11 protein-coding genes are annotated in these 13,481 nt (G+C 65.2%); 3 read left to right on the top strand and 8 right to left on the bottom strand.

Annotation, left to right across the window (positions count from 1 at the left end; genetic code table 11):
* The first annotated feature begins 11 nt into the window (after nucleotides 1-11).
* The 3 genes from cphA to R2N16_RS09160 all read left to right on the top strand — a co-directional run bounded on the left by cphA (nucleotide 12) and on the right by R2N16_RS09160 (nucleotide 4,306).
* Nucleotides 12-2,579, top strand: coding sequence for a cyanophycin synthetase (cphA, locus tag R2N16_RS09170; protein ID WP_316665315.1), 2,568 nt, complete (start codon nucleotides 12-14; stop codon nucleotides 2,577-2,579).
* A 603-nt stretch (nucleotides 2,580-3,182) separates the two neighbouring features.
* Nucleotides 3,183-3,797, top strand: coding sequence for a flavin reductase family protein (locus R2N16_RS09165; RefSeq protein ID WP_316665314.1), 615 nt, complete (start codon nucleotides 3,183-3,185; stop codon nucleotides 3,795-3,797).
* Nucleotides 3,794-4,306 carry a GNAT family N-acetyltransferase gene (locus R2N16_RS09160; RefSeq protein WP_316665313.1) on the top strand — a complete coding sequence of 171 codons (513 nt, stop codon included), beginning with the start codon at nucleotides 3,794-3,796 and terminating at the stop codon, nucleotides 4,304-4,306. Before R2N16_RS09165 ends, R2N16_RS09160 begins: the two co-directional genes overlap by 4 nt.
* A 4-nt stretch (nucleotides 4,307-4,310) precedes the next feature.
* On the opposite strand, the gene R2N16_RS09155 is transcribed toward R2N16_RS09160, so the two are convergent.
* The 8 genes from R2N16_RS09155 to R2N16_RS09120 all read right to left on the bottom strand — a co-directional run bounded on the left by R2N16_RS09155 (nucleotide 4,311) and on the right by R2N16_RS09120 (nucleotide 13,381).
* A complete protein-coding gene (locus R2N16_RS09155; RefSeq protein WP_316665312.1) occupies nucleotides 4,311-5,699 on the bottom strand; it encodes an amidohydrolase family protein in 1,389 nt (462 codons plus the stop codon).
* Nucleotides 5,700-5,718: 19 nt separating this feature from the next.
* A complete protein-coding gene (locus R2N16_RS09150; RefSeq protein ID WP_316665311.1) occupies nucleotides 5,719-7,062 on the bottom strand; it encodes a nucleobase:cation symporter-2 family protein in 1,344 nt (447 codons plus the stop codon).
* A 77-nt stretch (nucleotides 7,063-7,139) separates the two neighbouring features.
* The gene (locus R2N16_RS09145) at nucleotides 7,140-8,276 is read right to left on the bottom strand and encodes a CobW family GTP-binding protein (protein ID WP_316665310.1); all 1,137 of its coding nucleotides are present in this window, start codon (nucleotides 8,274-8,276) and stop codon (nucleotides 7,140-7,142) included.
* Nucleotides 8,273-8,923 carry a UbiX family flavin prenyltransferase gene (locus R2N16_RS09140; protein WP_316665309.1) on the bottom strand — a complete coding sequence of 217 codons (651 nt, stop codon included), beginning with the start codon at nucleotides 8,921-8,923 and terminating at the stop codon, nucleotides 8,273-8,275. Before R2N16_RS09140 ends, R2N16_RS09145 begins: the two co-directional genes overlap by 4 nt.
* Nucleotides 8,920-10,311, bottom strand: coding sequence for a UbiD family decarboxylase (locus R2N16_RS09135; RefSeq protein ID WP_316665308.1), 1,392 nt, complete (start codon nucleotides 10,309-10,311; stop codon nucleotides 8,920-8,922). Before R2N16_RS09135 ends, R2N16_RS09140 begins: the two co-directional genes overlap by 4 nt.
* 63 nt (nucleotides 10,312-10,374) lie before the next feature.
* Nucleotides 10,375-11,298, bottom strand: coding sequence for an amidohydrolase family protein (locus tag R2N16_RS09130; RefSeq protein WP_021192951.1), 924 nt, complete (start codon nucleotides 11,296-11,298; stop codon nucleotides 10,375-10,377).
* A 28-nt stretch (nucleotides 11,299-11,326) separates the two neighbouring features.
* A complete protein-coding gene (locus R2N16_RS09125; protein WP_045202142.1) occupies nucleotides 11,327-12,238 on the bottom strand; it encodes an amidohydrolase family protein in 912 nt (303 codons plus the stop codon).
* Nucleotides 12,239-12,487: 249 nt separating this feature from the next.
* Nucleotides 12,488-13,381: a LysR family transcriptional regulator gene (locus R2N16_RS09120; RefSeq protein WP_316665307.1), complete on the bottom strand. Its 894-nt coding sequence runs from the start codon at nucleotides 13,379-13,381 to the stop codon at nucleotides 12,488-12,490.
* Nucleotides 13,382-13,481: the final 100 nt, after the last annotated feature.

The following is a 13,481-nucleotide window of genomic DNA, read 5'->3' as shown; positions in this document are numbered from 1 at the left end:
AAGCTGATTGCATGGAAGTCTCTCGTATCCGCGCCTTGCGCGGCCCAAATCTCTGGTGTCGCCATACGGCCATCGAGGCCATCGTGGCCTGCTCGGATCAATCCCAACTGCTGGCCGAACTGCCGGGTTTTGAAGACCGTTTGCGCGCGCGCTTTCCGGCCATTGGCCCGATGCGCCCAGATGACGAAGCCGATGCCCCGTCGATTGCGCACGCGCTGGAAGCCGCCGCACTGGGCTTGCAAGCTGCCGCCGGTTGCCCGGTGACGTTCAGCCATACCGAGCCCACGCTCGAACCCGGTACGTACCAGGTCGTCGTCGAATACAGCGAAGAGGAAGTGGGGCGATTGGCATTCGAGCTGGCCGGCCAACTGTGCCTGGCCGCACGGGACGACCAGCCGTTCGATCTGGACGACGCGCTCCACCGCCTGCGCGAGCTGGACGAAGACGTGCGTCTGGGCCCGAGCACCGGTTCCATCGTCTACGCTGCCGTGGCGCGCGGGATTCCGTACCGCCGGCTCACGCAGGGTTCGATGGTGCAGTTTGGCTGGGGCAGCAAGCAGCGCCGCATCCAGGCCGCCGAAACCGACATGACCAGCGCCGTGGCTGAATCCATCGCGCAGGACAAAGAGCTGACGAAGACCCTGCTGCATGCGGCCGGCGTGCCGGTGCCGCTAGGCCGTTCGGTGACCAGCGCCGAAGAGGCCTGGGAAGCCGCACAGGAAATCCAGGGTCCGGTCGTGGTCAAGCCGCGCGACGGCAACCAGGGCAAGGGCGTCGCCGTGCGCATCCGCACGCGCGAAGAAGTGATGACGGCCTATGAAGTGGCGGCCGACATTTCGTCGGACGTGATCGTCGAGCGCTACATCCCCGGCCATGACTTCCGTCTGCTCGTGGTCGGCAAGCATCTGGTGGCGGCTGCACGCCGCGACCCCCCGCAAGTCATTGGCGACGGCAAGCACACCGTGCGTGAGCTGGTCGACGAAGTGAACCGCGACCCGCGTCGCGGCGAAGGCCATGCCACGTCGCTGACGAAAATCCGCTTTGACGACATCGCACTGGCCACGCTCGCCAAGCAAGGCCTCACCGCCGATGCCGTGCCACCGAAGGGCACGCGCGTGGTGTTGCGCAATAACGCGAACCTCTCCACGGGCGGCACCGCCACCGACGTGACCGACGACGTGCATCCGGCCATCGCGGCGCGTGCAGTGGCGGCCGCGCAGATGGTCGGCCTCGACATCTGCGGCGTGGATGCCGTTTGCGAAACGATGCTCAAGCCGTTCGAGGACCAGGCCGGCGGCATCGTGGAAGTCAACGCCGCGCCGGGTTTGCGCATGCATTTGCAGCCCTCGTACGGCAAGGGCCGCGCGGTGGGCGAGGCCATCGTCTCGACGATGTTTGCCGATGGCGACGACGGCCGCATTCCCGTGGTGGCGGTGTCCGGTACCAACGGCAAGACGACCACCGTGCGCCTGATTACCCATCTGCTGGCGTCCAGCGGCCTGCGCATGGGCATGACCGGCACCGACGGTGTGTACATCCAGGGCCAGCGCATCGACACCGGCGACTGCAGCGGCCCGCGCAGCGCGCGCAACGTGCTGCTGCATCCGGACGTCGACGCTGCCGTGTTTGAAACCGCGCGCGGCGGCCTGCTGCGCGAAGGTCTCGCTTTCGACCGCTGCGATGTGGCCGTGGTGACCAACGTGGGCGAGGGTGACCACCTGGGCCTGAACTACATCAGCACGGTGGAAGACCTGGCCGTGCTCAAGAGCGTGATTGTGCAGAACGTCGCACCGCGCGGCATGGCGGTGCTCAACGCCGCCGACCCGATGGTCGCGCGCATGGCAGACGGCTGCCCCGGTTCGGTCACCTTCTTCGCGCACGATCCGGGCTTGCCGACCATGGCGCTGCACCGCGCGCAGGGCAAGCGCGTGGTGTTTGTCGAGGGCGCAGAGATTGTGGCCGCCGAGGGCGCCAGCGAAACCCGCATCGCGCTGGCCGACATTCCGCTCACGCGCAACGGCACAATCGGCTTCCAGATTGAAAATGCGATGTCGTCGATTGCCGCAGCTTGGGCACTTGGCATCGACTGGGCGGTGATCCGCCGCGGGCTGGGGACGTTCGTGAACGACGCCGCCACCGCGCCGGGGCGCTTCAACCTGTTCGACTACAAGGGCGCGACTCTGATCGCCGACTACGGCCATAACCCGGATGCCATCCAGGCGTTGTGCAACGCCGTGGCGACCATGCCGGCGCAGCGCCGCATGGTGGTGATCAGCGGTGCGGGCGACCGTCGCGACGAGGATATCCGCCGGCAGACGCAGATTCTTGGCGGCGTGTTTGACGATGTGGTCCTGTACGAAGACCAATGCCAGCGCGGGCGCGCCGACGGTGAAGTGCTCGCGCTGTTGCGTGAAGGGCTGCAGGGTGCGTCGCGCACGAGCCGTGTTGATGAAATCCGTGGTGAGTTCCTTGCGATCGACACCGCGCTGGGTCGGCTGCAGCCGGGTGATCTCTGCCTGATTTTGATTGATCAGGTGGAGGAGGCGTTGGAGCATATTGCTAGGCGGGTTGCTGAGTAAATTAGAGCCCCAGTGAACTTCGCTGGGGTTTTGTTTTTGTTCTTGTGGTCCATCCCTGTTTCGTACCCTGCCGGGCACGACTCACTTTTCTTTGTCTTGCCAAAGAAAAGTAAGCAAAAGAAAGGCGCGCCCGAGATGGCGACTTCCCCTTGGATTTGTGTCGCGGGGAGGGGAAGGAGCCAAACTCGCTGCGCTCAGACAAGGCTCCTTCCTTGATCCTCCCCGCAACAAAAATCCAAGGCGCCATCAAGGGCTCAACGTCAAAAGAGAAAGGCCAACCCATCGCGCGGTTGGCCTTGTCGTTTGGGCTGGCGCCCAGAGGGTGCGGCTTCTGTCTTTTGACTTTCCTGCCCTATGCGGCGCCTTGAATTTCTGTGGGCGGGCTGAAAAAGGAAGGAGGCTTGTCTGAGCGCAGCGAGTTTGCCTCCTTCCCCGCCCGGTCACAGAAATTCAAGGAGTCTTTCGCCGCATCGGGCGCGCCTTTCTTTGCTTACTTTCTTTGGCAAGACAAAGAAAGTGAGTCAGCCCCGGCAGGGGATGAAACAAGGGATGCACCAACAACAAAAAAAGCCAACACAAAACCACCCACAATATCGTTGGCCTATGATGACGCCTCCCCTAAGTCCCCTCGCCATCATGCCCAACCCCATCACACTCGCCCCGGTAGAACTGGCAAAGTCCTACCGCCTCCTGAACCACGGCCCGACCACGCTGGTCACCAGCGCCCACAACGGCGTGCGCAACGTCATGGCAGCGGCTTGGGCGATGCCACTCGACTTCGACCCGCCCAAGGTGCTCGTCGTGGTCGACAGCCGCACGCTCACACGCGAGCTGATCGAAGCCTCGGGCGTGTTTGCGCTCAACATTCCCACACGCGCGATTGCCGAGACGACACTGACTGTGGGCACACTCTCCGGCCGGGATGGCGACAAGTTCGATGCCCTGGGCCTCGCCACCATGCCCGCCCGCACGATCGACGTGCCGCTGGTGGCGGGCTGCGCGGGGTGGCTGGAGTGCCGCGTCATTCCCGAGCCGCACAACGAGAAGCGCTACGACCTCTTCATCGGAGAGGTGACAGCCGCCTGGGCGGACCCCGCGCTGTTCAGCAACGGGCGCTGGCACTTTACCGATGCAGGCAGCAAGACCCTGCACTACCTCGCGGGCGGCGCGTTCTTTGAGACGGGCGATGCTTTTACCGTGGAGGCCAGACAGCCATGAGCGAGGTCGCCATCCGCCCGTTGATTGATGAGGATGCCGAGGCGTTCAAGGCGCTGCGCCTGAAGGCCATTCAAGACGTGCCCACCGCCATCTGGCCGACGCACGATGAAGAGTCGGGGCGCACGCTGGAAGAAACACGCAACCGCATTCGCACGACTGACCATCAGATCGTGTTTGGCGCATTTGCCGGGCCTGAGCTGATTGGCATTGCCGGCTTGCGCCGCGAGCCGCTGGCGCAAGTTGCACACAAGGCCGTGCTGTGGGGCGTGTTTGTTGACCCCGCGCATCGGCGAGGCGGTATTGCCGGCCGTCTGCTGGACGCCGCCATCGCGCATGCGCGTGGTGCACGCGTGTTGCAGATTCACCTCTGCGTGAACGCCGAAAACCCGCGTGCGCAAGCGCTGTATCGCGACGCGGGTTTCGAAACCTTCGGCGTCGAGCGCCGCGCCATGCGTGTCGGTGATCGCTTCTACGACGAAGAACACATGGCGCTGCGCATCGACGCCTGAACCGTCAGGCACACGCCATCAGGTCGGCCACGCCCTGGCTGGCCTCGGCACGCATGCCCGCCACATCCAGCCCGCACACTGCACCTTCGTCCACCACCACGCGCCCGCCGATGATGCTGGTGCGCACGGTGATGGGCTCGCCGGCCACCACGGGCGCGAGCGCCGGATCATGGAAGCCGTAGAAGCGCGGGTGGTTGATGTCGTAGAGCACCAGATCGGCCACTTGCCCGACCTGCAGCGTGCCCACTTCGCTCAAGCCGAGCACGCGCGCGCCGCCTGCGGTGGCCCAGTGAATGACGTCTTCGGCGGTGGTGGCGCCGGCGCCTTGGGCGGCACGGTGGATCAGCCACGCGGTGTTGACCTCGCCGGTCATGCTGCCCGATTCGTTGGACGCGACGCCATCCACGCCCAATGACACCGGCACGCCGGCGGCCACCAGCTGCGGCACCGGGGCGATGCCGCTGCCCAGCCGGCTGTTGCTGACCGGGCAATGCGCGATGCCGCTGCCCGTTTGCGCGAGCATGCGGATCTCCGACGGCTGCAGGTGCACGAGGTGCGCAAACCAGACGTCCGGCCCCAGCCATTCGTGCTCGGCCACGAACTCCACCGGCAGGCAGTTGTATTTCTCGCGGCAGAAGCGCACGTAGTTGTCGGTCTCGGACAGATGCGTGTGCATGCGCAGGTTCATGCCGCGCGCAGCATGTGCCAGTTCCACCAGCAATGCGGGCGGCAACGAGAACGTGGGCGTGGTCGGTGCCACCACCACACGGCGCATCGCGTCGGGTGCGTCGTCGTGATAGCGGTGCTTGAGCCGCTCGATGTCGGCCAGCATCTGGTCGAGCGTTTCAGGTTGCAGCGCCGTCTTCGAGAAGCCCGGGTGGCTGCTGGCCGATTCGATGGCGCCGCCGCGGCACAGCACGAAGCGCATGCCGAATTCGCTGGCCACATCGAACAGCATGTCGCCCGATTCGGTGCTGCCTCCGGCGTGATAGAGGTAATGGTGGTCGGCGCAAGTGGTGGCGCCCGACAGCAGCAGCTCTGCCATGCCCAGGCGTGCGGCGGTGCGCATCAGCTCCGGCGTGAACAGCGGCAGGCGCGGATACGGCACGCTGGCCAGCCACCCTTGCAGGTCCTGGTTCATGCCTTCCGGCACGGCTTTGAGCAGGTTCTGGAACAGGTGGTGATGCGTGTTGATCCAGCCGGGGTAGACGATGCAGTCGCTGGCGTCGATGACGCGCTCGCCAGGGCGGGGCATGAGGTCGGGGCCCATCTCGGCGATGCGGCCGCCGGCGATGCGGATGTCGACGGCACCGGCGCGTGCCGCGTCGCCGCGCAGGCCGGTCATGACGGCCATGGGGCGGCGGATGAGGATGTCTAGAGGCGTGTTGTGCATGGAGATGTCCATTGGAAGGTCAGGCGCGGCCGGCCGTACGCACGACGGATGCGGGCACGTGCGCTTCTTCGGTGCCGTTGAGCAGCAGGTTCAGCGCCACCGACACCAGGCAGGCGATGACCACGCCGCTGTGCAGGAACGGTTGCGTCCAGTCGGGCAGGGCCTTGAACAGCGTGGGCGCGAGCACCGGCACCAGCGCTGCGGCGATCGTGAAGCCCACGATCAGCACGTTGTAACGGTTGTGCTCGTAGTCCACGCGCGACAGCGTCTGGATGCCGGCCGCAGCCACAACACCAAACATGGCGATGCCTGCACCGCCCAGCGCAGCCGATGGCGTGGCGGCAATCACGGCGCCGGCCTTGGGCACCAGTGCCACCAGGCACATCAGCACGCCGCTCACGGCCACCACCCAGCGGCTGCGCACGCCGGTGAGCACGACCAGCCCGACGTTCTCCATGAACGCGATGAACGGAAAGGCCGCGAACATGCCGGCAATGGCGCTGGCCAGGCCGTTGGCGCGCAGGCCATTGATGGCTTCCTCTTCCTCGATGGGCTTTTCGACAATGTCGCCGATGGCCAGGAACAGGCCCATCGATTCCACCATCTGCACGATCATCACCACGATCATGGTGAGCGCGGGCACCACGGCAAACACGGGCATCCCAAAGTGGAACGGCACCGGCAGCGTCACCCACGGCGCGTCTGCCACGCCGTGGAAGTTGCCCATGCCCATGGCGCAGCCGAGCAGCGTGCCGACAATCATGCCCACCAGCACCGCAAGGTTGCGCAGCAGCGGGTTGCCGAAGCGGTTGATGAGGAGGATGGTGGCGACCACCACCACGGCCACCAGCAGGAACGACGGCGCACCGAAGTTGGCGGCGTTGCGTCCGCCGCCCACCCAGTCATAGGCGACGGGAAAGAGCTGCAGGCCGATGACGGTCACGATGCAGCCCGTGACCACCGGTGGAAAAAATCGCCGCAGCCGCCCCACCAGCGGTGCGGCGAGCAGCGTGAACAGCCCGGCCGCAATGACCGCACCGCACACGCCCGCGAAACCTACGGCAGGGTTGGTGCCGATGGCAATCACCGGCCCCACGCTGCTGAACGCAACCCCCTGCAAGATCGGCAACCGTACTCCGAACTTCCAGAACCCGATGGTCTGTAACAGCGTGGCGATGCCCGAGCAGAACAACGTGGTGCTGATGAGGACAATGGTGTCTGCCTGCGACATCTTGAGCGCCGATGCAATGATCATCGGCACCGCGATGGCGCCGATGTACGACACCGCCATATGCTGCAAGCCCAACGTCAACATCTGTCGGGTCGACAGAATCTGGTCGACCGGGTGTACGGGTGTTGTCATGGTTGTCTCCTATCGTTGTGATGCCCGGGGCGTGCCGGGGGCCGCCCTCAGGTCAGGGGTGTCATGTCATGGCATGCTCACGCCGCCAGACACGCGTTGAAACCGTCCTGCAGGGCCGCACGATCGAGGTCGCGGCCGATGAAGACGATCTTGCTGCTGCGCGCTTCGCTGCCCCAGGGCTGCGTTGCGCGAAAGTCGATGAGGCTGTGTACGCCCTGCAGCACGTAGCGCTGTGCCTGGCCCTTCACGGCCAGGATGCCCTTCATGCGGAACAGCGTTTCCGCTTGCTCGGTCCGCAGGGTATCGATCCACGCGTGGAAGCGTGCGAGGTCCACGTCGGCGGGCACGTCAAAGCCGACCGAGCTGACGCTGGGGTCATGCTCGTGGTCAGGTTCGTGTTCATGTTCATGTTCATGTTCATGTTCATGTTCATGTTCATGTTCATGTTCATGTTCATGCGTATGGTCGTGACCGTGACCATCGTCCGCGTGATCGGAGTGCGGGTGGTCTTGCGCCGCGCCGATCTCCAGCAGCTTCTGCGTGGCTTCAAATGCGCCCACGCCGATGATCTTGTCCAGATCGATCTCGGCATAGCTGGACGTGACGATATCGGCCGTGGCGTTCAACCCGCGGATGCGCCCGTGCAGCGCAGTGACGGCGTCGGCGTCGACCAGATCCACCTTGTTGATGACGATGCGGTCTGCGCAGACGATCTGGTCAACGGCCTGGTTGTCGACGCCGTCGAGGTGCAGGTCGTCCAGATGCGCAGCGATGTGCTTGGCGTCGACCATGGTGACGATGGCGTCCAGCTCCACATGTTCGGCAATCGGATCGTCGATGAAGAACGACTGCGCCACCGGATACGGATCGGCCAGGCCGCTGGTTTCCACCAGGATGTGGTCCAGCCGCTCGGGCCGCGCGACGAGCTGGCGCACGATGCGCACGAGGTCTTCGCGTACCTCGGCCGTGCAGCACACGCAGCCGTTGACCATCTCGTAGATCTCTTCGTTTTCGGAAGCCATCACCAGGCCGCCGTCGATGCCGACCTCGCCGAACTCGTTTTCGATCACAGCGATCTTGCGGCCATGGTTTTCGCGCAGGATGAAGTTCAGCAGCGTGGTTTTGCCGGCGCCCAGGAAGCCGGTGAGGATGGTGACCGGAATCTTGGTGTTCGGGCCGGGCAGCGCAGCGTGCGCCGTGGTTTGGGGTTTCATGCAGTCTCCTTGTCGAGCGTGGGTGGGGTACGGACTAAGGCAGGTAAGGCGTGTTCGCCCCAGCGCAGGGCGGTGCCGGCATCGAGCCCGAAGAGATCGAGTACGCGGCCGAGGGTGTGGTCGATCATGTCGTCCAACGTATGAGGGCGCGCATAGAAGGCCGGCACGGGGGGCGCTACGATGGCGCCCATCTCCGTGACGGCCTGCATGTTGCGCAGGTGTGCCAGCGTGAATGGCGTCTCGCGCGCCATCAGTACGAGCGGCCGGCGCTCCTTGAGCGTGACGTCGGCCGCGCGTGTCAGCAGCGTCGACGAGACACCGGTGGCGATCTCGGCCAGCGACTTCATCGAGCACGGCGCCACGATCATGCCGAGCGCCCGGAATGAACCGCTGGCGATGCCGGCGGCCATGTCGTCTGCGCGGTGGTAATGCGTGGCACGACCGATCACGTCGGCCAGCTTGTACGGCGTTTCATGAGTCATCGTCAGCAGCGCAGAACGCGTGACGACGAGGTGCGTTTCCACCTCCAGCGCCCGCAGCAGCTCCAGCAGGCGCACGCCGTAAATGAAGCCTGACGCCCCGCTGATGCCGACCACCATGCGAGGTGGCGCTGCCGGGCGAAGGTGGCCAGGGTGGCGCGCACTCATGACCGGACTCCGGCCTGGTGAAGGATCTCGCCCGCGCGCCGGATGGCTTCGGGGTCGATACGCGCACGGATGCCTTCGAAGCCGGCGCCGCGCGTGGCGTCAATGCCCATGCGCGAGGTCGTTCCATGCACGGACGACGACGGGTCGAGCGGGCTGCCCGGCAGGCCATCGACCATGAACACATCCTGATGCGGCTGGAAGTGCGTGGCCATGGCCCACAGCACCTGCTCGTCCTGCTGCAGATCGATATCCGAATCCACGGCAATCACGGTCTTGAGGTATGGGTCCCAGCCGAGCAGCGCGAGCATGACCTGGCGCGCCTCGCCATCGCGCGTGGGGTTGAGCGCCACGTAACAATGGAAGTGCGTGCCCGAGTTTGGATAGTGCAGCGCCGTTACCGATGGGAAACGCGCCTTGAGCTTCTCGCTCATCTCGGCTTCGCGCGGCAGGCGGGCCAGCGTCAGGTGCTCCGCATAGGGGCCACCCACCACGTCGACCAGCCACGCATCGCGCCGGCGCATCAGCGTGTCGATGCGCAGCACGTTGTTGGTGGAGCGGTCCGACGAATAGCCGGTGAACTCGCCGAACGGACCTTCCTCGGCATAGGCGGCCGGGTCGATGGTGCCTTCGAGCACGAACTCCGCTGCTGCCGGTACGCCAATGCCATAACGCGGCGTGCGTACGATATCCAGCGGCGAACCGAGCAGGCCGCCTGCCACCGCGCGTTCGTCGGCGCCGAAAGGCAGGCGCGCTGCGGCGGCCAGCATGAACAGCGGATGCGCACCCACCACCATGGCCACGCGCAGCACGTCGGCGCGCTCGCGCGCAGTCTGCAGCATGCGCCACAGGTGGCCACGCGAGTGCAGGCTCGTCGCCAGCACGTTGCGCGCATGGCGCATCGAGCGGTGATAGCTCATGTTCGCCACGCCCGTCACCGGGTCTTCGGCCACGATGATGGCGTTGGTGATGTAGGGCGCGCGGTCGCTCTCGAAATGCTTGATCATCGGCAGCAGCGCAACGTCCACTGCATCGCCTTCGATCACCTCATCGGTGATGGGCCCGCACGACACGACGCGTGGGGCGATGGGGGCATTGGCCCGCGCCTGAAAGGCATCGTGCAGTTGATGCGGCAGCACGTCGAACATCCGTGCCAACCGTGTGCGCGAGGCAAAGACGTTGGTGACCAGCGGCACTTGCAGGCCGCTCACCTGCTCGCAGACCAGCATGGGGTTCTGGTTGCGCGCAGCAAGCTGATCAATGACGGCGGTGACGTCCTGGTCGGCAGAGATGCCGTTGTGCAGGGTCAGCACATCTTCCGGATACAGCTCGCGATAGAGATTGGCGAAGACGTGGAAATCCTGGCCTTCGCCAAGCCGGGTCATGCTCATGGCACACCTCGCTAGAGGCGGGCGCCGCATGCCACAGAGGCGCGGCGCCCGCGGGATCGGCGCTCAGGCCGCTTCTGCTGTCTGGACGTAAGTCGACTTCAGGCGCAGTTCCGCCTCGGCCAGGTCCTTGGGTGGCTTGGTGGGCTCGATGCCGACCAGTCGCGCAATGTTGTTGCCCAGGTAGTCTTCGAGGTGGTCTTCGTCGATACCCAGCCCCTGCGGCGGCGCCGAACACAGAACCTCCAGCTCGCGCAGCCACATGCCGGGCTCGTTGGGCGGCGAATCGGTACCGAACACGATCTTGTCGCGCGGCAGTTGCTTGGCAAACTCGACGATGCGCGACTGGAAGCACCAACCCGATTCGCAGTACACGTTGGGCGTGTCCATCGCCATCCAGAACGCCTCAAACGAGTAGTTGCCGCCGGTCTGGATACCGAAGTGGCCGATGATGAAGTTCACCATGGGGAACTCGCGGATGATCGGATAGAACATCGTCGGGATGGTGTACGGACCGTCGCCTGTGTGGATCAGCACCACGATGTTGTACTTGGCGCAGACCTTCATGGCGGGGCGCAGCCAGTCGAGCGCGCGGTCGGGGCGGTAGCCGTGCATGTTGGCGTGCAGCTTGACCATCTTGAAGCCGTATTCCTTGATGTGGAATTCCAGCTCCGCCGCGCCGTTTTCCGGGCCCCATCGCGGGTTGTAGGTGAAGTTGCCGATGAAGCGATCGGGGTACTTCTGCGTGAGTTCTGCGATATACGACATGTAGTCGCGAATGCCTTCACGGCCACGGCGGTTGCCGTCGCGGTAGCCGGTGTTGCCCGGCGGCGGCTGTATGAAACCCATGTCGATGCGGCGCGGCTTGCCGTTGATCATGTAGGGGCCATCCATCAGCTGGATCATGCGCTCGCCGTTGAACGGCGTGCCCGTGTGGCGCCAGGCCTCGTCAACGAGGTTGGTCGGGTGCAGATGGGTATCGATAATCATGTGTGCGCTCCGTGCGTTCTGCGGTGGCTCAGGCGGCAGCCAGCGCGAGCTGCGCTTCGGCTTCGGCCACGGTCTTGGGCGGACGGGTCGGCTCCAGGCCGATCATGCGGGCGATGTTGTTGCCCAGGTAATCCTCGAGCGTGTCTTCATCGAGGTTCAGGCCCTGCGGCGGGTCCATGCACAGCACTTCCAGCAGGCGCAGCCACATGCCCGGCTCGTTGGGCGGTGTGTCGGTGCCGAACAGGATCTTGTGCTTGGGCAACACCTTGGCAAATTCGACGATGCGCGACTGCAGGCACCAGCCCGATTCGCAATACACGTTGGGCAGCTCCATCGCCCACTGCATCGGTTCGAACACGTAGACGCCGCCGGTCTGCACGCCGAAGTGCGCCATGATGAAATCGACGTTCGGGAACCGCTTGATCATCGGAATCCACTCCGACGGGATGCTGTAGGGGCCGTCTCCCGTATGCAGCTTGACGGGCACACCCAGCTCGGCGCATTTCTCGAACGCAGGCATCACCCAGTCCAGTGCGCGGTCGGGGCGATAGGCGTGCATGTTGGCCTGCATCTGGACCATCTTGAAGCCGTGCTCCTTGACGTAGCGCTCGATGGCTTCGACGCCGTTCTGCACACCGCAGCGCGGGTTGTAGACGAAGCAGCCGATGAAGCGGTCGGGGTATGTCTGCACCATCTTGAGCGTGTACGCCATGTAGGCGTCGATGGATTCGCGGCCCGAAAGCTCGCCGTCCGTCCATGTGTAGATGGTGTTGCCCTGCGGCGGCTGGATGAAGGCCTTGTCGATACGGCGTGGCTTGCCGTTGATCATGTAAGGGCCATCCATCATTTCGAGCAGGCGCTCGCCGGTAAAGGGGTCGCCGTCGTGCCACCACGCGAGGTCCACCAGGTCGGTGGGGTAGCAGCTGATGTCGATGATCATCGTTCGATCTCCTGATGACTGGGAGGAAGCGCGTGATGGCTTCCCGGTGAGGGCAGGCACGTCAGGCAGCGCGGCGCTTTGCTAGGCGTGTGCCTTCCCCTCGCCGGATCGCGTGATGCCGGATGCGTGCTGCTTGGGGCGCAGTATCGGAGTCAGGGCCGGTGGGCGGCCAATACTATTTGGCGGCGGTCTTGATACGTTGCCGATATCGGCAAGTGGGCGGGAGGGAAACGGGGTGACGGGGCGGGCTTATCCGGCCAGCGTGTCGCGCGCGAGTTGCTGCACCGCGCTCACCACGGCCTGCGCGCGTTCGCCATGGCCGCGCTGCCAGACCGCATACAGGTTGTAGTGCGCTGGGATGGCCACGTCCGTCAGTTGCACAAGGCGCCCATGCTGCAGTGCATCGGCCGCCAGCAGCCCGCGCACGAGCGCCACGCCAATGCCGGCCTCGGCCGCCGCGACCATGTTGGCCGCGTTGTCGAAGGCGGCCGCCACGGCGGGTTCCAGCGGCTCCAGCGCGGCTGCGTCAAGCCAGGGAATCCAGGAGCGACGCGTGTAGCCCAGCAGCGGCAGCGCCATCGCGGCCGACGGGGCCAGCGGTGCCTGCACGCCATGCCGCTGCAGCAGCGCGGGTGCCGCCACGGCGGTGACGTGATCGCCACAGATCAAGGCCATCTCGCAGTCATCCCATTCGCCATAACCGTAGCGCAGCGAGACGTCCACGCGCTCGAACGACGGCCGGTCGCCGCGCGTGGTCGACAGGAACATCACCTGGTAACCGGGAAGCGCCGCCAGCAACCGCGGCAGCCGCGCATTGAGCCAGCCCTGCGCCAGTTCGCTGTCGACATCGACGATGAGCGTTTGCGGCACATGCCGGTTGCGCACGGAAGACAGTGCCCGGTCCACCTGTCCGAAGCCGTCGGTGAGCATGCTGGCGAAGAGCTGGCCGGCGTCGGTCAGCACGATGCCGCCGGCTTCGCGCACAAACAGCGGCTGGCCGATGAACTCCTCCAGCGAGCGGATCTGCTGGCTGATCGCGCTGTGCGTGAGGTCCAGTTGCTGCGCGGCCTTGGTAAAGCTGCCGGTGCGCGCGGCCTGCAGGAAGGCATGCATCGACTGGATCGACGGATAACGCTTGTACATGGCGGCGGTGGGTGAGCTGTTAGTTCGGCTTACAGGGGTTGGCAGAAATCGTCGCTGGCGGGGTGCGGGGGCGTGGCGTCATATTGCAGCCGGTAGTGGC

Origin of the sequence: Ralstonia psammae, assembly GCF_958405935.1 — a bacterium.
In the GTDB taxonomy this organism is placed as follows: Bacteria; Pseudomonadota; Gammaproteobacteria; order Burkholderiales; family Burkholderiaceae; genus Ralstonia; species Ralstonia psammae.
The sequence above is the reverse complement of the archived record's forward strand: the minus strand, read 5'-3'. Positions and strand labels throughout refer to the sequence as shown.